At 75.6% G+C, this 17,674-nt stretch carries 17 protein-coding genes; 7 read left to right on the top strand and 10 right to left on the bottom strand.

Annotated elements, in window-relative coordinates; genetic code table 11:
* Positions 1-283 precede the first annotated feature (283 nt).
* From ACZ4VF_RS31485 to ACZ4VF_RS31455, 7 genes are all read right to left on the bottom strand, one after another.
* On the bottom strand, positions 284-862 hold the full coding sequence (locus tag ACZ4VF_RS31485; RefSeq protein ID WP_467930246.1) for a hypothetical protein: 579 nt from the start codon (positions 860-862) through the stop codon (positions 284-286).
* A gap of 123 nt (positions 863-985) precedes the next feature.
* The gene (locus ACZ4VF_RS31480; RefSeq protein ID WP_467930245.1) at positions 986-2,224 is read right to left on the bottom strand and encodes a PP2C family protein-serine/threonine phosphatase; all 1,239 of its coding nucleotides are present in this window, start codon (positions 2,222-2,224) and stop codon (positions 986-988) included.
* Positions 2,221-3,330, bottom strand: a complete 1,110-nt coding sequence (locus ACZ4VF_RS31475) for an FUSC family protein (RefSeq protein WP_467930244.1) — start codon at positions 3,328-3,330, stop codon at positions 2,221-2,223. Before ACZ4VF_RS31475 ends, ACZ4VF_RS31480 begins: the two co-directional genes overlap by 4 nt.
* A 686-nt stretch (positions 3,331-4,016) precedes the next feature.
* Positions 4,017-5,114 (bottom strand): class I mannose-6-phosphate isomerase, encoded by a 1,098-nt coding sequence (locus ACZ4VF_RS31470; protein WP_467930242.1) that lies wholly within the window; start codon positions 5,112-5,114, stop codon positions 4,017-4,019.
* Between the two features lies 1 nt (position 5,115).
* Positions 5,116-5,529 (bottom strand): SRPBCC family protein, encoded by a 414-nt coding sequence (locus tag ACZ4VF_RS31465; RefSeq protein ID WP_467930241.1) that lies wholly within the window; start codon positions 5,527-5,529, stop codon positions 5,116-5,118.
* Between the two features lie 76 nt (positions 5,530-5,605).
* A complete protein-coding gene (locus tag ACZ4VF_RS31460) occupies positions 5,606-5,836 on the bottom strand; it encodes a response regulator transcription factor (protein WP_059247198.1) in 231 nt (76 codons plus the stop codon).
* A 554-nt stretch (positions 5,837-6,390) separates the two neighbouring features.
* On the bottom strand, positions 6,391-7,206 hold the full coding sequence (locus ACZ4VF_RS31455; RefSeq protein ID WP_467930239.1) for a serine hydrolase: 816 nt from the start codon (positions 7,204-7,206) through the stop codon (positions 6,391-6,393).
* 286 nt (positions 7,207-7,492) lie between these two features.
* Here ACZ4VF_RS31455 and ACZ4VF_RS31450 point away from each other — a divergent pair, with 286 nt between their 5' ends.
* From ACZ4VF_RS31450 to ACZ4VF_RS31425, 6 genes are all read left to right on the top strand, one after another.
* Positions 7,493-8,512 carry a permease gene (locus ACZ4VF_RS31450; RefSeq protein WP_467930238.1) on the top strand — a complete coding sequence of 340 codons (1,020 nt, stop codon included), beginning with the start codon at positions 7,493-7,495 and terminating at the stop codon, positions 8,510-8,512.
* A 25-nt stretch (positions 8,513-8,537) separates the two neighbouring features.
* A complete protein-coding gene (locus tag ACZ4VF_RS31445) occupies positions 8,538-9,293 on the top strand; it encodes a TIGR03943 family putative permease subunit (protein ID WP_467930237.1) in 756 nt (251 codons plus the stop codon).
* Positions 9,294-9,446: 153 nt separating this feature from the next.
* Positions 9,447-10,049, top strand: coding sequence for an Rv1733c family protein (locus ACZ4VF_RS31440; protein ID WP_467930235.1), 603 nt, complete (start codon positions 9,447-9,449; stop codon positions 10,047-10,049).
* A gap of 176 nt (positions 10,050-10,225) precedes the next feature.
* A complete protein-coding gene (locus tag ACZ4VF_RS31435; protein ID WP_467930234.1) occupies positions 10,226-10,681 on the top strand; it encodes a peptidoglycan-binding domain-containing protein in 456 nt (151 codons plus the stop codon).
* A gap of 164 nt (positions 10,682-10,845) precedes the next feature.
* A complete protein-coding gene (locus tag ACZ4VF_RS31430; RefSeq protein WP_467930233.1) occupies positions 10,846-11,085 on the top strand; it encodes a hypothetical protein in 240 nt (79 codons plus the stop codon).
* Positions 11,086-11,133: 48 nt separating this feature from the next.
* Positions 11,134-12,378: a YihY/virulence factor BrkB family protein gene (locus tag ACZ4VF_RS31425; RefSeq protein WP_467930232.1), complete on the top strand. Its 1,245-nt coding sequence runs from the start codon at positions 11,134-11,136 to the stop codon at positions 12,376-12,378.
* Between the two features lie 30 nt (positions 12,379-12,408).
* Here ACZ4VF_RS31425 and ACZ4VF_RS31420 read toward each other — a convergent pair whose 3' ends face one another.
* The 3 genes from ACZ4VF_RS31420 to ACZ4VF_RS31410 all read right to left on the bottom strand — a co-directional run bounded on the left by ACZ4VF_RS31420 (position 12,409) and on the right by ACZ4VF_RS31410 (position 16,251).
* A complete protein-coding gene (locus ACZ4VF_RS31420) occupies positions 12,409-13,158 on the bottom strand; it encodes an SDR family oxidoreductase (protein WP_467930230.1) in 750 nt (249 codons plus the stop codon).
* A gap of 82 nt (positions 13,159-13,240) precedes the next feature.
* A complete protein-coding gene (locus tag ACZ4VF_RS31415; protein WP_467930229.1) occupies positions 13,241-13,900 on the bottom strand; it encodes a response regulator in 660 nt (219 codons plus the stop codon).
* Positions 13,901-13,908: 8 nt separating this feature from the next.
* Positions 13,909-16,251 (bottom strand): sensor histidine kinase, encoded by a 2,343-nt coding sequence (locus ACZ4VF_RS31410; protein ID WP_467930228.1) that lies wholly within the window; start codon positions 16,249-16,251, stop codon positions 13,909-13,911.
* 137 nt (positions 16,252-16,388) lie between these two features.
* Here ACZ4VF_RS31410 and ACZ4VF_RS31405 point away from each other — a divergent pair, with 137 nt between their 5' ends.
* Positions 16,389-17,660, top strand: coding sequence for a lysostaphin resistance A-like protein (locus tag ACZ4VF_RS31405; protein ID WP_467930226.1), 1,272 nt, complete (start codon positions 16,389-16,391; stop codon positions 17,658-17,660).
* The last annotated feature ends 14 nt before the right edge of the window (positions 17,661-17,674 follow it).

Here is a 17,674-nt window from a genome sequence, read left to right as displayed (position 1 = left end):
CCATGGGATCGAGCGGCGCGGGGTGCCCCTGCCGGCGCCGGTGAAGGCGGCGGGACGGCTGCTCGGGCTGCGGGGCGTTCGTCCGCCGGGCCTCGCCACCGGTACCGGGCCGGGGCCGTTGCCCGTCGGGGCGGGGGCCGCCGCTGTCGGGGCGCGGGTGTTCCGCGCGGTGCGGGTGCCCGGCGCTGTTCCCGGTGCCGGCGGCCGGCGGCCCTGGCACTCGTGCCGACGGCGCCCCCGGACACGGGCGCCTCCCCGCAGGCCGGCCGGTGAACGGCGTGGCTCAGTGCGACGGCAGATAGTGGGTGACCAGGGCCCGGGCACAGTGGGCGTCGACGCCGAGGGCCCGGCCGAGGTCCTCCCAGCGCTGCTCGCCGTCCTCGTCGATCAGGCAGGCCGCTTCCCGGCCGGCCCGCCGGGTCAGCCGGTCCAGAGCGGTGACGGCCCGCAGCGCGGCGGCCGGTGCGTCCTCGGCCAGCGCGAACAGCTTGTCCTCCAGGGCGTCCAGCAGCTGGGCCAGCTCGTCCGGCAGGGGCACCGTCCGCCGCTCCACCGTCCGGATGTGCTCGCTCCAGTCCCGGCGCGGCCCCGAGACGTCCAGTTCCTCCAGACCGTCCCGGTCCAGCTCGTCCCAGGCGAGGGGGCTGCTCGGCCCGCGCCAGCCGCAACTGCACGAGGCCCGGACCGCCGCCGCGCGCGGCCGGCTCATCCGGCCGTCGTACGCCCACCACTCGCAGGTCCGGTACGTCTCGGCGCCGCTGCCGATGTCGAAGTACGCGGGCTTCGGCTCACTGCCGTCGGCCAGGACGGCTCCCACGATGCCCTCGTGGGCCTCCCCGAACTCCTCGGTCGTCCATCCCACGGCCGCCTCCCTCCCCTCGCCGGCTGCGTCCCGCCCATCATCGGCGACCCCGTGCCCGGCCGGACGGCGGACGGGAAAAACGGCCCGAAACGGGGACCGTCACGCGGCCGTCACGGGGACCGGTCACGAACCGTGGCGCCGGTGGCCGGGGTCCGGTGACTCCGGGGCTTCGGGCAGCCTCTCCAGCGCCACCAGTGCCGCGTCGTCACCGAGGTCGCCGTGCACATGGCGGAGGAGGTCCCGGCGCAGACCGGCCACCATCGCCTCCAGGGGGCGGCCGGCGTGCGCCTCGACGTGGGCGGTCAGGTCGAGGAAGCGGCCCCGCCGGTCCCGGGCCTCGATGAACCCGTCCGTGTAGAGCAGCAGCCGGTCGCCCGGGCCGAACGGCACGGTATGCGCCACGGGTTCCGTCTCCAGCAGGTCGCCGAGGCCGAGCGGGGCGCCGGGCCGGTCGGGAGGCAGGCCGTGCACCTGCCCGGCGCGGACGAGGTACGGCTCGGGGTGCCCGCAGTGCACCAGGCGGACCACGGGTTCGCCGGGCGGGAGCTCCACCAGGAGCGCGGTCGCGAACCGCTCGGTGAACAGCGACCCGGACGCGTCCGGCCGTTCCTCGCCGACGAGGGAGTCCACGGCGGCGATCTGCCGCCGGGCCCGCTCGTCGAGCCGCTCGGCGACCCGGGTCAACGACCTTTCCTGGTGGGCGAGTTCGCGGAAGGCGCCGAGCAGGGCGGCGGAGGCGCCGACGGCCGGCAGCCCCTTGCCCCGGACGTCGCCGATCAGGATCCGGTGGCCGTACGGCGTCTGCAGGGCCTCGTAGAAGTCGCCGCCGATCCTCGCCTCCGACTCGGCCGGCAGGTACACCCCGCGCAGCGCCAGCGGGCCGAGCCGGTGGGGGAGGGGGTGCATGAGCGCCCGCTGCGCCGTTTCCGCGACGGAGCGGACCTGCTGCAGCTGACGTTCCCGGCGCCCGCGCAGCGAACAGGCGGCCATCGAGGTCAGCCCGACCACGAACAGGCTGAACAGCACGACGTCGGAGTCCGGATGCCCGCACTGACCCGCGTCCGCCTGGAGCAGGGCGGTCACCGCCAGCGCGGCGCAGGCGAGGGACGCGGTGGCCCACAGCGGGAGCAGCACCGAGGCCAGCACGGGCACGGCGGCCATGACCGGCGAGACGTGCAGCCAGTCGGGGGTGAGCAGATCGGTCAGGGCGACGACGGCCATCAGCAGGACGGGGGCCGCCGCCGGCAGCGGGCGCGCTCGGGCGAGGCGGTCGCGCGGGGTGCGGGCCGGTCGCCGGGGGCCGGTGCTCGGGCGGGTGGCGGATCGAGGGGCGGTGTGCTCGGGCGTCGTGTGCTGGGTCATCGTCGCGTGGGGGGCCGTAGCGGGCTGCGTGCCCGGTGGCGGGTGGTGCGGACGGGCGGGGCGGGGGCCGGGGCCGACAGGCAGGACAGGGCCGACTCCAGGTGCCGGAGCAGGCGGCCGGCCTCGGCGCGTGGGGGCGGGGGATCGCAGCCGGCCGAGCCGAGCCGGTGCAGGGCCTGCCGGGTGGCGGGCAGGGCGGGGTGCGGCCGGCCGCCCCGGCAGGAGTAGGCGCACAGAGCGGTCGTGCGCAGCAGCCGGGCGTACGGCTGGGCGAAACGGGCCTCGGGAGCGGCGGCGGCGCCGGGGTGCGCGTCGAGGAGCCGGCCCTGCGCGGCCAGCTCGCGCGCCACGTCGGACAGGGTCCGCAGCACCCGGCGGTCCAGGTGCCAGCGGCGGCGCCGGGCGGCGGGCCGCACGTTCCAGCGCATGCTCTCGTGCGCCTCCTCCACGGCCGTGCGGGCCCGCTCCAGCGCCGTGCCGAGGTCCCGCTCCCAGGCGTCGCCGAGCACGTCCCGGGGCCGCTGCCGGGCCACGACCGCGTCGGCCAGCCCGTCGAGATACCGGGCGACCAGCGCCCGCAGCTCCTCCAGCGCCCGCTCGGCGGACCGTACCCGCACGGCGGGGAGCAGCAGCGCGCTGCACGCCAGCCCGAAGGTGATGCCGAGCACGATCTCCGCCAGGTGGGAGAGCACCTCACCCGGGTGGTGGCCGCGCACCAGGGTGAACGTGATCAGCGCGGTCGTCGGCACGTGGATGCCGTGGTGCCCCAGGAAGCCGCGCCGGGCGATCAGCACGGACGCGAGGACGACCAGCGCCAGACCCGCCATGCCGGGCCGGGCGTACAGGGCGCCGGGTACGGCGATGACGACGCCGAGCAGACAGCCCGCGCCATAGCGCAGGGCCGCCGACACCGTGCGCACCACCGTCGTCTCGACGATGAGCAGCGCCGCCAGGGCCCCCGCGTACGGGTCGGGTGTGTGCAGCAGCGCCGTACAGATCTGCCAGGTCAGTCCGGCGGCCACGGTCGCCCGGGCGGCCTCGGCGCCGTCGGTGCGGACGATCCGTCTCACCCGCGCCGGCAGAGCGGACCACCGTGCGCCGCGCATGCCGTCCTCGCCCCCTTCCTCGTCGGGATCCGCGGGCCGCTGGGCCGGCCCGGCACGGCCGCCCAGGATAATCGGACAAATGGGGCGTGAGGCAAATAAAGGTTGTGTGGGGAAGGACTGCCCCGAGCGCCCCTCGCCGGGCTGCGAGCCCGAACGCGCCGTGGACGGCCGGCGTCAGCAGGAGCACGGCATGACCGGCGAGCGCGGCCGCGGGAACGCCGTCGGTGTCCGCGGGGAGCGCGACGAGCGTAGTCGCGGCGGTCGCCGCCCAGCGGACGGCGGCGAGTGCCCAGCGCGCGGGAGCGCGTAACCGACGCCGGGACCGCCCAGGTCGAGCGGGGCCACCGCTACGGCCCGCACGGCGTCCGGCGGCATCGGCAGCGGTGGCCCGCCGAATGCCCGCTTCGGACCGCACGGGCCGCCGTGCATGAAGGCCCCCCGGTCCACTCCGCCCGCACCTGAGCGAATCCGCAGGGGGAGGGCGACGACGCGCACCCGACAGCCCGACCCCGGGCCGCTCGCCACCCTGCGCGTCAAGGCGGCGGAAGTCACGGACCGCCGCCTGGGCAGACGCCGCGCCTGATCCGCTGGGCCGTCCGCTGGACCCGCACGATGATCGAACAGCTGTCGCCGCCGGTGCCGGCCAGCCTCCGGCGGCCGGGCTCACGGGCTCGCGTGCGCCGGGCTCACAGGCCCTCGCCGAGGGCGGCGATCGCGGCCGGCCCGTACCCCGCTGCGGTCAGCGGGGCACGGATGTCGTCCTCCAGGTCCGGAACGTAGCCGAACAGGACATCGGCGGGCCCGGCCACCCGTACCTCACCGAGCGCGGCCGGCAGCAACAGGGTCCGTGCCCGGTCGAGCCTGCCGGTCCAGCCGTCGCACGTGACGGTCACCGGGGCCCCCGCGTTGCTGAGCACCTGCGCCGCGGCGAACCTGCGGGAGATCCGGGCGGACCGGCCGGCGGTCCAGCGTTCCAGGGCGAAGTACGGCCCGGCGCACAGCACCGTGCGTACCACCGTGTCCTCGACCGGGACGCTCAGCCCCGGCTGGAACTCCGGGCGGGGCTCGGGCCGCCACTCGTCCAGCAGCCGCTCGATGTTCGCCTCCCGCTCCCGCTCGCCCAGCGGCGCGCCGTCCTCCATCCGCCAGGGCATGGCGTGCTGCTGGATGTCGGAGGTCTGCTCGATCTCGTACACCAGGGTGCCGGGCCCGAAACTGTGCAGGGTCCCGCCCGGCACGTACACGGTCTGCCCGGCGCGTACCGGGAGGCGGCGCATGACCGCGTCGAAGTCCTGCGCGAGCAGAGCCCGGCGCAGCCGCTCCCGGTCGATGCCGGGCCGCACCCCGACCAGCGCGGTGGCGCCCGGTACGGCGTCCAGCACGTGCCAGGCCTCCGTCTTGCCGTTCGGCTCGCCCTCCAGACGGCGGGCGGTGGCGTCGTCGGCGTGCAGATGCACGGGCAGCGCGTGCGCGCCGTCGATGAACTTGGTGAGCAGGGGGAAGCGGGGGAGGGGCGGGTGGGGAGAGGGGGGTGCGGGCGGGTGGTCGCCGAGCAGGCCGTGGGGGTCGTCCGCCAGCAGTTCCCGCAGGGACCGCCCGGCCAGCGGGCCCTCGGTCACCGTGGCGCCCTCCCCGTCGACGTCGCTGACCTCCCAGGTCTCGGCGACCGGGCCGTGCGGCAGTCCCGTACGGCCCAGCCGGTCGGCCAGGGCCCGGCCGCCGAAGACGTGCTGTTTGACGGGGGTGCTCAGGCGCAGCGGGGACCAGTCCACCGGGTGCGCCATGTCAGCCCGCCGTGTCGTCGACCCGCATCCGCACCTGTTCCTCCAGCCGGCGCAGGCTGCCGTCCAGGGCGTCGCACACCGCTCGCTCGCCCGGGTCGTGGCCCTCGTCGAAGAAGGACAGGTGCACGGTGACCTCGCTGGCTCCGCTGCCGATGCCGGCCACCTGGAGCCAGCCGGCGTAGCTGCCCTGTTCGCGGGTGCCCCACTCCAGGCGCATCTGGTCGGGCTCCGATCGCAGCAGCGCCGGCATGTCCTCGCCGGAACGGTCCTCGTGGACGGTCACGGCGGGCGGGTCCTGGACGTCTACGTGCAGTTCGCCCGGGAGCCAGGCGTCGAGCTGGGCGGTGTTGGCCGCCTGGTCGAAGACCTGCTCGGGCTGCGCGGGCATCGTGCGGGAACGCTCGTACTCGGCCATCGCGGTACCGCTCCTCCGGTCGGAAGTCGTACCCCGACCGCGTGCCCTTTCCTCGGCGGCCGAAAAGCCCCGGCGGTCACAGACCCAGGGCGATGGCCATGCGGGTCAGCTCGGCGGTGTTGGTGATGTTGAACTTGGCCCGGATGCGGCGCAGGTAGGCGTCCACGGTGTGGGTGGACAGTCCCATGTGGCGGGCCGTCTGCAGGTAGGTGCGGCCGGCGGCGATGTGCCGGAGCGTCTCCCGCTCGCGCGGAGCCAGCGCGGGGGCGGGGGCTTCGGTGGGCGACGGGGCGAGAGTGGCGCTCATGGTGATTCCTCCGGCGGAACGGCTGAGGGAGCTGTCCGTTTAGGGCGATTTGCCCTTGTTCCTCCAGACTGCTCGCCGGATTTCATGGCGCTGTCCGCCAACTGTCACAGGCGCGTCACAGGGGCGGGGAAAACGGTTTGAGTCGCTAAAGGCCGAGGTGATCCGCCGAGGGGCGACACTCGCCCGCGCGCCGGGGCCGTGAAGGGGCGGCGCGCCTGCGCGCCGGAGTCGCCGAGGGGCGGTGCGGCCGTGCGCCGGAGTGATCGCGAGGCGGTGCATCCGTGCGCTGGTGTCGCCGAGGCGTGGTGCGGTCGTGCGCCGGAGTGGTCGCGAGGCGGTGTGTCCGTGCGCCGGAGTGATCGCGAGGCGGTGCGTCCGTGCGCTGGTGTCGCCGAGGCGTGGTGTGTCCGTGCGCCGGAGTGGTCGCGAGGCGGTGTGTCCGTGCGCTGGTGTCGCCGAGGGGTGGTGCGGTCGTGCGCCGGAGTGGTCGCGAGGCGGTGTGTCCGTGCGCTTGTGGCGCCGAGGGGCGGTGTGGCCGTGCTTCGAAGACTCCCTTACGCCACCGCCGCGCGAGCCGTCCGCTCCACCAGGGCCACGCCGTCCGCCATCGATGTGCTGCCGTTCGTCAGGACCGCCACGAGACACCGGTGGCCCCTGACGGTGACCTCGCCGACGCTGTTGACGTCCCACAGCCCCGTGGTGCTGCGCTGCAGCCAGCCGTTCTTCAGCGCCGGCCCCGAACCGGTGGCGCCGGCCGCGGAGACGCCCCAGCGCTGTTCCCTCACGACCTGGCCCATCAGGGTGCGAAGGTACGCGCGGGAGTGCGCGTCCAGCCCGCCGGTGCCCTTCCGTACCGTGCCGCCGGTGTCGAAGACGGCCCGCAGCAGCCGGATCTGGTCGCTCGCTGTCGTCCGGGTCAGACCCCACTTGGCCCCGGGCCCGCCTGTCGTCGACGTCAGTCCCAGGCGCTTGTTGGCCGCGGCCAGCCCGGAGGCCCCGCCGATCTGCCGCCACAGGGCGTTGGCGGCCCCGTTGTCACTGCGGCGGATCATCGGCTCGGCCCGCTCCCGCTCGCGCGCGGTGAGCTGCCGGCCCGCGTCCTGGGCCTGGAGCAGCAGCGCCGCGAGGATGTCGACCTTGACGATGCTGGCGGTGTCGTACGCCCTGTCCTCACCGCGGACCACCGGGGTCCGGCCGGTGCCGTCCAGGTCGAGCACGGCCGCCGTGGCGTGCGCCGGGGCATGCCCGGAGGGTGCGGTGGCGGCCGTCGCCGGGGACGGGTGCAGCAGGCCGGCGGAGAACAGGGCCGCGGCCGAGGCCAGCAGGACGCCGGTCTTGGTCCGCGCGGGGCGGAAGCGGTGGAACGACATGGGTCACGAACGTAGCCACCCGTCGCTCCCGGCGACGTGGCACCGGTCACCTTCGTCCCCGAATCGCCCCGAATGTGAGAAGTGCCACCGCGGGGTCGCCGTGGTGGCGGCGACGGGCAGCGGACGTGCCAGAGCATCGCGCAGGAGCCGTGGGCGCGCCCCGAAGGGGTGCATTGTGCCGCCCGGCTCGCCTCCACGGCGGCGTGTACGCACGGCCGGGCCGCCCTCCTCGCCTATCGTCGCCCGGACGCCGACATCCGGAGCGATGATGGAAAAAACGGATGAAATGGTGGGTGCGGCGGAGGGCACGGCCACCGTGGCCCTCGGCCCGCCCGTGCGCCGTGGCCGGCCCCGGCCGCTCGGCGCCGCCCTCGCGCTCACGGCCGGTGCCACGGCCGTAGTCCTCCTCGCCGGCACCTCGTGGCTGCACCATCCCGCCGTCCAGGCCTGGCGCACCGTCTGCCTGGCCATCACCGTCCAGGCGCTGCCGTTCCTGCTCCTCGGCACCGCCCTGTCCGGCGCCATCAACGCGTTCGTGCCGGCCGACCTGTTCACCAGGGTGCTGCCGAAGCGGCCGGCCCTCGCCGTACCGGTCGCCGGTGTCGCCGGCGCGGTCCTGCCGGGCTGCGAGTGCGCCTCCGTCCCCGTCGCGAGCAGCCTGATCCGCCGGGGAGTCACCCCGGCCGCCGCCTTCGCCTTCCTGCTCTCCGCCCCGGCGGTCAACCCCGTCGTCCTCACGGCCACCGCCGTCGCCTTCCCCGGCAGCCCCGCGATGGTCGCCGCCCGGCTCGCCGCCTCCCTCGCCACGGCGGCCCTGATGGGCTGGCTGTGGCTCTGGCTCGGCAAGGAGGAGTGGCTGCGCCCCCTGCTGCGCCACCGGCACACCGGCCACCGGCACGGCCACAGCCGCTGGACCGAGTTCCGGCTGGGCTTCCAGCACGACTTCCTGCACGCCGGCGGCTTCCTCGTGCTCGGTGCCATGGCCGCCGCCACCTTCAACATCGCCGTCCCGCGGTCCGTCCTCGACGCCTTCTCCGGCTCACCGTGGCTGTCGGTGCTGTTCCTGGCCGGCCTCGCCGTGCTGCTCGCCGTCTGCTCGGAGGCGGACGCGTTCGTCGCGGCCTCCCTCACCGGCTTCTCGCCGACCGCCCGGCTCGCGTTCCTCGTGGTCGGCCCGATGGTCGACCTGAAGCTCATCGCGCTGCAGGCCGGGACCTTCGGTCGCGCCTTCGCCTGGCGGTTCTCCACGGCGACCACCGTCGTGGCGGTCGCCGTCAGCGTCCTGACCGGAGGCGTGCTGCTGTGAAACGTCCGACCGGAGGCGCGCTGCTGTGAAACGTCCCGTCCAGACCCTGCTTCTGGCACTGACCGGCGTCGGTCTGCTGCACACGGCCCTCTTCACCGACATCTACCTGCGCTACGTCAAGGCCGGCCTGCGCCCCCTGCTGATCGCGTCCGGAGTGGTCCTGCTGCTCCTCGGCCTGGCGGCGGCGGTCACCCGTCACCCCGCCCACGAGGACACCGGGGAGGCGCGCGCCCACGACACCGCCGGGGACGCGCACGGCCACGACCACTCCGGCACCCCGCGCATCGCCTGGCTGCTGTTCCTCCCCGCGCTCAGCCTCCTCCTGCACGCCCCGCCGGCGCTCGGCGCCTACACCGCGGCCCGTTCGAACGACAAGCCCGTCGTGGTGCAGAAGGGTTTCGCGCCGCTGCCCGCGACCTCACCCCTGCCGCTGACCCTGACCGACTTCACCAAGCGGGTCCAGCAGGACCGCAGCCGGGCCATCGAGCACCGCGCCGTCCGGCTGACGGGCTTCGTCACCCCGGCCGGCGAGGACGGCGGCTGGTACCTGACCCGCATCGTCTTCTCCTGCTGCGCGGCCGACTCGCAGACGGTCAAGGTGCGGGTCTACGGCTCCGAGGCTCCGCCCGCCGACACCTGGCTGGCGGTGACCGGCACCTGGCACCCGCGAGGCACCCTCGGCACCAGGACCGCGGAGGCCGCCCTCGACGTCCGGGACGCCCGGACCGTCGCCCCGCCGGTGAACGCCTACACCGACGACCTCCCGCTCACGCCTTCCTAGCACCTCCCGGAGAACGGCCACGCCCGGCAGCGGCCGTCCGGCGCGCGGAGGTGCAGGATGGTGTCATGACCCCCGCGCGGGCGACCCGGGTCCGGGAGACCGCGGGGGCCGCCCCGGCTTCGGGCCGCCGGTGCGCGAGAGGAGGCGGTGACGATGACACGGACACCCCCCACGACGGTCACCCGGGTGCGGCTGTGGCGATGGCGGCGCAACCCGCTCCGGCGGCACAGCGATGTCGTCGAGGCCTGGATCGTCCTCGCCGGCTGGGTGCTTGCCCTGGTCGCCGGGGTGTTCGCGGGCATGGTGGCGGCCCGGGCCTCCGAAGCGGCGTTCACGGCGCGGCAGGCCCAGCTGCACCCCGTGTCCGCCGTACTCACCGATGACTCGGAGCGGACCCCGGCGGCGGACACCGGTTACGACGACGGGCGGGTGTGGGCGGCCGTGCGCTGGACGGACACGGACGGCTCGGTGCACAACGACCGGGCGAAGGTCTACCCCGGCGCCCCCGCCGGAACCCACGTCACGGTGTGGACGAACCAGGCGGACCGTGTCGTGCCCGCCCCCGTCACCGGAGCGGCGGCCGACCTCCAGTCGGCGCTCACCGGCGCCCTCGTCGCCCCGGCGGCCGCCGCGCTGGTCTGGGGCACGGGATGGCTGGTCCGGGGCCGGCTCATCCGGCGGCGCATGGCCGAGTGGGACGAGGAGTGGAAGCAGATCGGACCCCGGTGGGGGAACCTCAGCGGAGGCAGGGGCTGACGGCGCACAGCGGCCGACGCGCGCCCCCCTTGGACCTACCGCGGAGGTTGTACACCGGCCCGGAGCTACCGCGGCCGGTGGAGCCGGGTGTCAACTCCCGGGTTGGCGACGCGCCGTGCCCCGGCACGTAGCTTGTGTGACGTGCCGTGAGGCACTCGTCAACCAGGGGGAAACACATGCGGAACAACATCTTCGGCAGGACCCTGCTCGCCGCCGCGACCACCGTGGCGCTGGCCGCGGGCAGCCTCGCGGCCGCGGGCACCAGCTTCGCCGCGCCCGCGCCCGCGGCGGCCCCGCCGGCCGCGGTCAGCGAGGCCGTCACCCCGCAGGCGGTGAACAACCTGGGGCTGACCGCCTCCCAGGCGAAGAAGGTCCAGCGCTGGCTGAAGACGTACTGGAACTACCGGGGCTCCATCGACGGCAAGCTCGGCACCAACAGCTGGAAGGCCTTCCAGCGCTGCCTGAAGAAGTACTGGGGCTACACCGGCCCGATCGACGGCGTCGTCGGCAAGGGCACGATCAAGGGGCTCCAGCGTCTCCTGAAGGACGGCTACGGCTACCGCGGTCCCATCGACGGGATCGCCGGCGCCGGCACCAAGGCCGCGTTCAAGCGGTTCGCCAACGCCCACTGAGACGGCGGCACGTCGGCCCGTCCGGAGCGCCTTCCCTCCTCGCGGGGGAGGGGCCCGGGCGGGCCGTCCGGCGTGCGGCGCGCCGGTCATCGGGCGGTCGGCGGGGCCCTGCCGGCCGCGGCGCCGGCCCTTCCCGCCCCTCGTCGGCGCCCCCGCTCGCTTCCGTGGAGGCGGCAGCCTCCGCTTTCCTGGCCTCGTGCACCTGCCGGCGGCACGCCCACGACCGTGGATCCACCGCCGCGACCGCCATCGCCGCCGTCGGCGTCGTCGCCACCGCGACCGCCGTCGCCGCCGGCGCCCTCCCCGGCACCGTGACTGCCGGCACCCGGCTGCGGGCACCGCGGCTGCCGGCGCCCCCGCGGCCGCGCCCCCGACGGGCGGGGAGTGAGACGGGCGGGGAGTGAACCGCGGGTCGGGGGCGTGAGGCCGCCCGACGGGGATACCCGGCGGGTATGGCGAAGCTGCACGTACCCCGGCGGCACCACCGACAGGCCGCCGACGAGACCCGGGCGTCGTACAAAGACCCCGACGAGACACGGCCGTCGTACGAGACCCCCGGTGAGCGCCGGGTGCCGGACGAGGCTGCCGGCGAGACCCGGGCGTCGTACAAAGACCCCGACGAGACACGGCCGTCGCACGAGACCGCCGGTGAGCGCCGGGCATCACGCGAGGCCACCGGCGAGACCGGGGCACCACACATCCCGACGCCGGGCGAGGCCGGCCCCGCCCCGGACGTCGAGCGGCGGGCACCGGACACCCCCACGAAACTGCCCCGGCGGGCGTGGGCCGCGGTGTTCCGGGGCGCCGTGCGCGAGTTCCGGGACGACGAGCTGACCGACCGGGCCGCGGCGCTCACCTACTACGCCGTCCTGTCCCTGTTCCCCGCCCTGTTGGTACTGGTATCCCTGCTGGCCGTCGCCGGCCGCTCGGCCACGGACCGGGTGCTGGCGAACCTGAGGAACCTCGCCCCCGGCCCCGCCCGGGACATCATCACCCGGGCCGTGGAGCAGCTGCGCAACGGCGCGGGCGTCGGCTCGGTCGTGGCCCTCGTCGGCCTGGTGCTCGCCGTGTGGTCGGCGTCCGGCTACGTGGCCGCGTTCATGCGCGCCGCCAACGCCGTCTACGACATGCCCGAGGGCCGCCCGGTGTGGAAGATCCTGCCGGTGCGGGTCGGCGTCACCGTCGTGCTGGTGATCCTCGCCGTGGCGAGCGCGCTGATCGTGGTCTTCACCGGCGGCCTGGCCCGCCGCGCCGGGCAGGCGATCGGGCTCGGCGACACCGCCCTGACCGCCTGGTCGATCGCCAAGTGGCCGGTGCTGGTCCTGCTCGTCACCGTGATGATCGCCATCCTGTACTGGGCGACCCCGAACGCCAAGGTCAAGGGCTTCCGGTGGATCACCCCCGGAAGCGTCCTCGCCCTGCTGATCTGGATGGCCGCCTCCGCCGGCTTCGCGTTCTACGTCGCCAACTTCGCCTCCTACAACAAGACGTACGGCACCATGGCCGGCGTCATCGTCTTCCTGGTCTGGCTCTGGATCACCAACCTGGCCATCCTGCTGGGCCTGGAGTTCGACGCGGAAGCCGTACGGCAGCGGGCCATCGCCGGCGGCCACCCGCCCGACGCCGAGCCCTACACCCGGCCCCGTGACACCAGGAAGTGGGACGAGGAGGACCTGCGCCGCCTGGACGAACCCTGACGGGCGTGCCACGCAGGCCCTCCCCGCCCGTCACGCGCTGTGCCCGCCGTCCACCGAGAACTCCGCGCCCGTCACGTACGCGGCCCGCGGCCCCGCGAGGAACGCCACCATCGACGCCACCTCCTCGGCCGTGCCGAAGCGGCCCAGTGCGGTCATGTCCGCCTGGCCTGACGCGTACGGGCCGTCCGCGGGGTTCATGTCGGTGTCGGTCGGGCCCGGGTGCACGACGTTCGCGGTGATGCCACGCCCGCCCAGCTCCCGCGCCAGGGCCTTCGTCAGGCCGATGACGGCCGACTTGCTCATCGCGTACAGCGTCGCCCCCGGCCCCGGCACCCGTGCGGCGACACAGCTGCCGACGGTGATGATCCGCCCGCCGGGCCCCATGACCGCGGCGGCGGCCTGGGCGGCCAGGAACACGCCGCGCACGTTCACCGCGAGGAGCCGGTCGACGTCGTCGAGGGGGAGGCTCTCCAACGGGCCCAGCACCCCCACGCCAGCGTTGCCCACCAGCACGTCCAGCCCGCCCAGTTCCTCGGCGGCGCGCCGTACCGCGCCCGCCGCCTCCGCCGCGTCAGCGGAGTCGGCGCGCAGGGCCACCGCCCGCCGCCCCAGCGCCTCGATGTCCCGTACGACGTCGTCGGCCGCGTCCTTGCCGTGTACATAGGTCAGGGCCACGTCCGCGCCCTCTTGCGCCAGCCGCCGTGCCGTCGCCGCGCCGATGCCGCGGCTGCCGCCGGTGACCAGTGCCGTCCTGCCCTGCAGATCCGTTCGTGAAGTCATGCCCTTATTCCAGCCGTGGGCCGCGGCGAACACCGGCGGGCAACGGACATCGACGTCGGCGGCGGGCCGGGGCGGTGCGCGGTCAGCCCCGCGGGACGCCACCCGGGCTGATCAGGCCGGTCTCGTAGGCGAGGATCGTGGCCTGGACCCGGTCGCGCAGCCCGAGCTTGGACAGCAAGGCGTTCACATGGCTCTTGACCGTGCCCGTGGTGACGCCGAGTTCGGCGCCGATCTCGGCGTTGCTCAGCCCGGAGGCGATCTTCAGCAGGACCTCGCGTTCCCGCTGGGTGAGCCGGCCGAGGGGACCGGCGGCCGGGGACGGGGGCGGGCCGCCGCGGGCGAAGGTGTCGATGAGGCGGCGGGTCACGGCGGGCGCCAGGATGCCGTCGCCGGCCGCGACCACCCGGATCGCGGACAGCAGTTCCTCGGGCCGGGCGTCCTTCAGGAGGAACCCGGACGCCCCGGCGCGCAGCGCCTCGTAGACGAACTCGTCCAGGTCGAACGTGGTGAGCACCAGCACCCGCGGCGCGTCGGCCGGCGCGGTGATCAGCCGGGTCGCGGTGAGGCCGTCCATGCCCGGCATCCGGATGTCCATCAGGACGACGTCGGGCTTCTCCCCGGCGGCGAGCGACACCGCCGTCGCCCCGTCACCGGCCTCCGCCACCACGGTCAGATCGGGCTCGGCGGCCACGATGGCCGCGAATCCGGCCCGGACCACGGCCTGGTCGTCCACGACGATCACGCGTACGGCTACGGGAACACCTCCTGGGCGGGGGCCGGAACGGCTCCGGCCGGCAACGACACCCGTAGGGTACCGGCCGGGTCGCACCGGATCCGCCCCTCACCCGCCGCGACCTGCACCCGCAGACGCTCGGCGACCGGCCCCGCGACGGCGAGCCGGACCCCCGTCACCGTGATCCGCAGGGCGCCGCGGCGCCGCCGCAGGGCCACCCGGGCCGGCCCCAGGTCGCCCGCGCCGAGCGCCGCCTCGACGATCCGGTACACCGAGACCTGGACGGACGGCGGGAGTTCCCGGGCGGCCCGCGCGAGTCCCCGCACCCGCACGTCACGTCCGCCGGACCGCAGCGCGCCGCACAGCGCGTCCAGATCGGCGACGGCCGGCGACGGAGCGAGCCGGCCGCCGGGCCCCTCGCCGCCGCCCCCGCTACCGCCCAGGCCGTGCAGCATCTCCCGCATCGCCGCCAGCGCCGCCCTGGCCGTGTCCGCCACCTCCGCCAGGTCGCCGCGCCGGGCCGCGGCGACCAGCGCCCGCGTGTGCTCCAGCACGGCGTCGCGCAACACGGCCGCCAGCCGCCGCCGTTCGGCCTCGGCGGCCCGGTCCGCCTGCCACATCGAGGCGGCGAACGCGAAGTCGTCGTAGGCCAGGGCACGCAGCCGGCGCCGGCGCACGAACAGACCGGCACCCCACACGGCGGCGAACACCGGCGCCAGCGGGACGGCCAGCAGGAAGGCCAGCAGAACGGCGCCCCCCGGGCCCACCGGCTCGTCCCCCACCGCGCCGTCCGCGCAGGCCAGCGCCGTCACGGCACAGGCCGTCACGAGCGTCGCCGCGACGGGCGCCGGCCAGGTGCGCCCGGGCCCGTGGCCGTACCCGGCGACCGCGTACACCGCCAGCGGTTCCACGAGCGTCCCCAGGACGAGGAACTGCGCGGCCCCGGGCGGCACATGGCACGCGAGGACGGCCACCGGCCCCGGCGAGGCCGTCGCGAGCACGGCGCCGAGTACGGTCCACGGAGCCCGTCTGCGCCACATCAGGGGCAGCGCGTGCAGCACCAGCAGTCCGCAGACGAGCAGCAGCTCCGGCAGCGCGGCGCGCCGGGCGGCGGCCGACCAGTCCTCCGTGAGCGCCAGCGCGAACGAGACGGGCAGGACCATCGCGGCCAGCGCCAGCGTGGGATCGGCGAGCCGCTGCTCGCGCAGCACGTCACGCCGCCGGCCCGGCTCGTGCGGCCGCGACTCGACGCCGTCGGGCAGCGTCGCGCGCACCCGCCAGCCGCCCTCCGCCGTGGGCCCGGCCGTCAGTTCGCCTCCGGCCGCGGCGGCCCGCTCCCGCATCCCGGCCACGCCGTGCCCCGCGCCCAGACCACCGGCAACCGGCGACGCGGCGCGCGGCGGCGCGTTCTCCACGGTCAGTTCCAGCAGACCGTCCGCCCGCCGGACCAGGACCCGGCAGGCGGCGCCCGGGGCGTACCGCAACGCGTTGGTGAGGGCCTCCCGGATGATGCCGTGGATCGCCTCCGCCGACGGCCCGGCCAGGCCGGCGGGGATCCGCGCGGTGACCGGACGGCCCAGCCGGCCGAAACCGGCGACCAGTTCCTCGATCCGCTCGCTCATCGGGCCATGGTCGGTCCGGTCGGTGTCCCGCAGCAGCCCCACCAGCCGCTGCAGCGTCGTCAGGGTCTCGGTGCCGGTGCGCTCCGCGAAGGACAGTGCCTCAGCGGCCAGATCGGGCCTGTCGCCCCGGAGCCGGTGCGCGGCGTCGACGGTCACCACGACCGAGGTGAGGTGGTGGGCGCTCACATCGTGCAGCTCGCGGGCCAGTCGCCGGCGCTCCTGGTCGCCCGCCAGCCGGCGGGCGTGCTCGGCCCCGGCCAGCCGCCGCGCCGCGGTGAGCCGGCCGGCGAGCCACTGCCGTCGTGCCTCACCGAGTCCCGCGCACAGCAGGTACACACCGAGGGCGATCGCCATGTCGGACAGCAGCGCGGTCCGCGGCTCCGCCGGCACGGCGGCCAGGAGCCACTCGACACCCACCCCGGCGGCCACGGCCCGCACCGTCACCGGCACCGGGCAGCGGACCGCGACGGAGTACAGGGCGATCAGCGGACCGAGGGACGGATAGCCGTCCGGCCAGGCGAGCGAACCCAGCAGCGTGGTACCCAGGGTGCAGGCCAGCACCCGTACCGGGGCGATACGGCGCCACCCCAGCGCGGCCGTCTCCAGGGCCAGCGCGGCCACCACGCCGAACAGGGCCGGGGCACCGGGCGGGCTGTCGGGGCCCAGCCCGGGCCACATCAGGGCGGCCTGTCCGGTCGCGAGCAGCAGGGGCAGCAGCCAGTTGCGTATCGTCTCCATCTCGCCGACGAGCGTAGAGGCCGCCCCGTGCGGCGGATCCCGGACCTGAGGAGGAGTTCCGTCCCCACCCGGAGATAGAGAGGCCGTTCCTGCCGCGGGGCGACGGCGGATCCGCACGTCTTTGGCAGTCTTGCCGCATGACACAGCCACCGCTCGCCGTGCAGCTCCCGTACCACCGCCTGGCCAGGCTCTCCCCGCGCTACCGGTGGTGGCGCCCCCTGCTGGGCACCCTGGCCGTGACGGTGACCTACGGGGTCGCGCTGGTGGCCTTCGCGCTCCTCTCCACGGTCGCGGGCCTGGCCATGGGATACGGGGAGGACGCCGACGGCTGGCCGGAGTTCGGCCCCGTCTCGGGCACCGCCCTCGACCTGCTCTCGATCGCGATGGGCATACCCGTCGTGCTGCTCGTCGTCCGCTGGATCGGCAAGCGTCCGGCCGGCACGGTCTCCTCCGTCACCGGGCGGCTGAGATGGCGCTGGTTGCTGCTGTGCGTGCTGACCGCCGTACCCGTCCTCGGTCTGTCGATGGCCGGGATGTTCCTGCTGCCCGGGGACGGTGAGCCGGACGCCCAGTGGGTGGGCTGGCCGGTCTTCGCGCGGGCCCTCGCCATGCTGGTGCTGCTCGTGCCGGTGCAGGCGGCCGCCGAGGAGTACGTGTTCCGCGGCTGGCTGACGCAGACGGCCGGGGCGTTCCTGCGCTCGCCGTGGGCCGCGATCCTGCCCCAGGCCGTCCTGTTCGCCGCCGCCCACGGCCTGGGCACCCCCTGGGGTTTCGCCGATCTCGTGGTGTTCGCACTGGCCGCGGGCTGGCTGACCTGGCGGACGGGCGGACTGGAGGCGTCCATCGCCCTGCACACGGTCAACAACCTCTTCTCCTTCGGTGTCTCGGCCGCCGTCGTGGGCGGGCTCGACAGCGACGAGACCGCCGCCGACGCCGGCTGGCAACTGGTCGCGCTCGACGTGTCGGCGATCGCGCTGTACACGGCGGCCGTGGCGTGGTGGCTGCGCCGCCGCCGACTGGACCGTACGGCCCCGGCCCCGCAGCCGGCGGAGCCGCCCGCCTTGGTCATGGCGTACCCGTACGCCGGCGCGACTCCGCCCGCGTGGCCGGCCCACCCGGGGGCCGGCGCCCCCGTACCGACGCCGTGGGCGGGGCAGGCGGGGGTCGGTACGGCCGGTGCCGTGCCGTGGGCGGGCCAGCCCGGGGCCGGCACGGGTGGTGTCCCACCGTGGGCCGGTCAGCCGGGCGCAGGTACGGCGGGTGGCCCGCCGCGGACCGACCGGCCCGGCCGGGCTCCGGGCGTTCCGGCTTCGGGTTCGGCTGCTCCGGGTTCGGGCGTTCCGGTTCCGGGTACGGCTGTTCCGCCCGCCTCTCCGGGCGCCGCGGAAGAGGGCGCGGACCGTCTCTAGGGCGGGCCGGCGGT

This window comes from Streptomyces sp. NPDC029151 (assembly GCF_055564315.1).
Note: the sequence above shows the minus strand (reverse complement) of the source record. Positions and strands in the feature narration are given on the sequence as shown.

What these genes read in the sequence shown, in the direction of transcription:
- ACZ4VF_RS31480 (WP_467930245.1), bottom strand. Translation starts at nt 2,224, where the DNA reads ATGACCCAGCACACGACGCCCGAGCACACCGCCCCTCGATCCGCCACC.
- ACZ4VF_RS31475 (WP_467930244.1), bottom strand. Translation starts at nt 3,330, where the DNA reads ATGCGCGGCGCACGGTGGTCCGCTCTGCCGGCGCGGGTGAGACGGATC.
- ACZ4VF_RS31470 (WP_467930242.1), bottom strand. Translation starts at nt 5,114, where the DNA reads ATGGCGCACCCGGTGGACTGGTCCCCGCTGCGCCTGAGCACCCCCGTC.
- ACZ4VF_RS31465 (WP_467930241.1), bottom strand. Translation starts at nt 5,529, where the DNA reads ATGGCCGAGTACGAGCGTTCCCGCACGATGCCCGCGCAGCCCGAGCAG.
- ACZ4VF_RS31460 (WP_059247198.1), bottom strand. Translation starts at nt 5,836, where the DNA reads ATGAGCGCCACTCTCGCCCCGTCGCCCACCGAAGCCCCCGCCCCCGCG.
- ACZ4VF_RS31455 (WP_467930239.1), bottom strand. Translation starts at nt 7,206, where the DNA reads ATGTCGTTCCACCGCTTCCGCCCCGCGCGGACCAAGACCGGCGTCCTG.
- ACZ4VF_RS31450 (WP_467930238.1), top strand. Translation starts at nt 7,493, where the DNA reads ATGGTGGGTGCGGCGGAGGGCACGGCCACCGTGGCCCTCGGCCCGCCC.
- ACZ4VF_RS31440 (WP_467930235.1), top strand. Translation starts at nt 9,447, where the DNA reads ATGACACGGACACCCCCCACGACGGTCACCCGGGTGCGGCTGTGGCGA.
- ACZ4VF_RS31435 (WP_467930234.1), top strand. Translation starts at nt 10,226, where the DNA reads ATGCGGAACAACATCTTCGGCAGGACCCTGCTCGCCGCCGCGACCACC.
- ACZ4VF_RS31425 (WP_467930232.1), top strand. Translation starts at nt 11,134, where the DNA reads ATGGCGAAGCTGCACGTACCCCGGCGGCACCACCGACAGGCCGCCGAC.
- ACZ4VF_RS31420 (WP_467930230.1), bottom strand. Translation starts at nt 13,158, where the DNA reads ATGACTTCACGAACGGATCTGCAGGGCAGGACGGCACTGGTCACCGGC.
- ACZ4VF_RS31410 (WP_467930228.1), bottom strand. Translation starts at nt 16,251, where the DNA reads ATGGAGACGATACGCAACTGGCTGCTGCCCCTGCTGCTCGCGACCGGA.
- ACZ4VF_RS31405 (WP_467930226.1), top strand. Translation starts at nt 16,389, where the DNA reads ATGACACAGCCACCGCTCGCCGTGCAGCTCCCGTACCACCGCCTGGCC.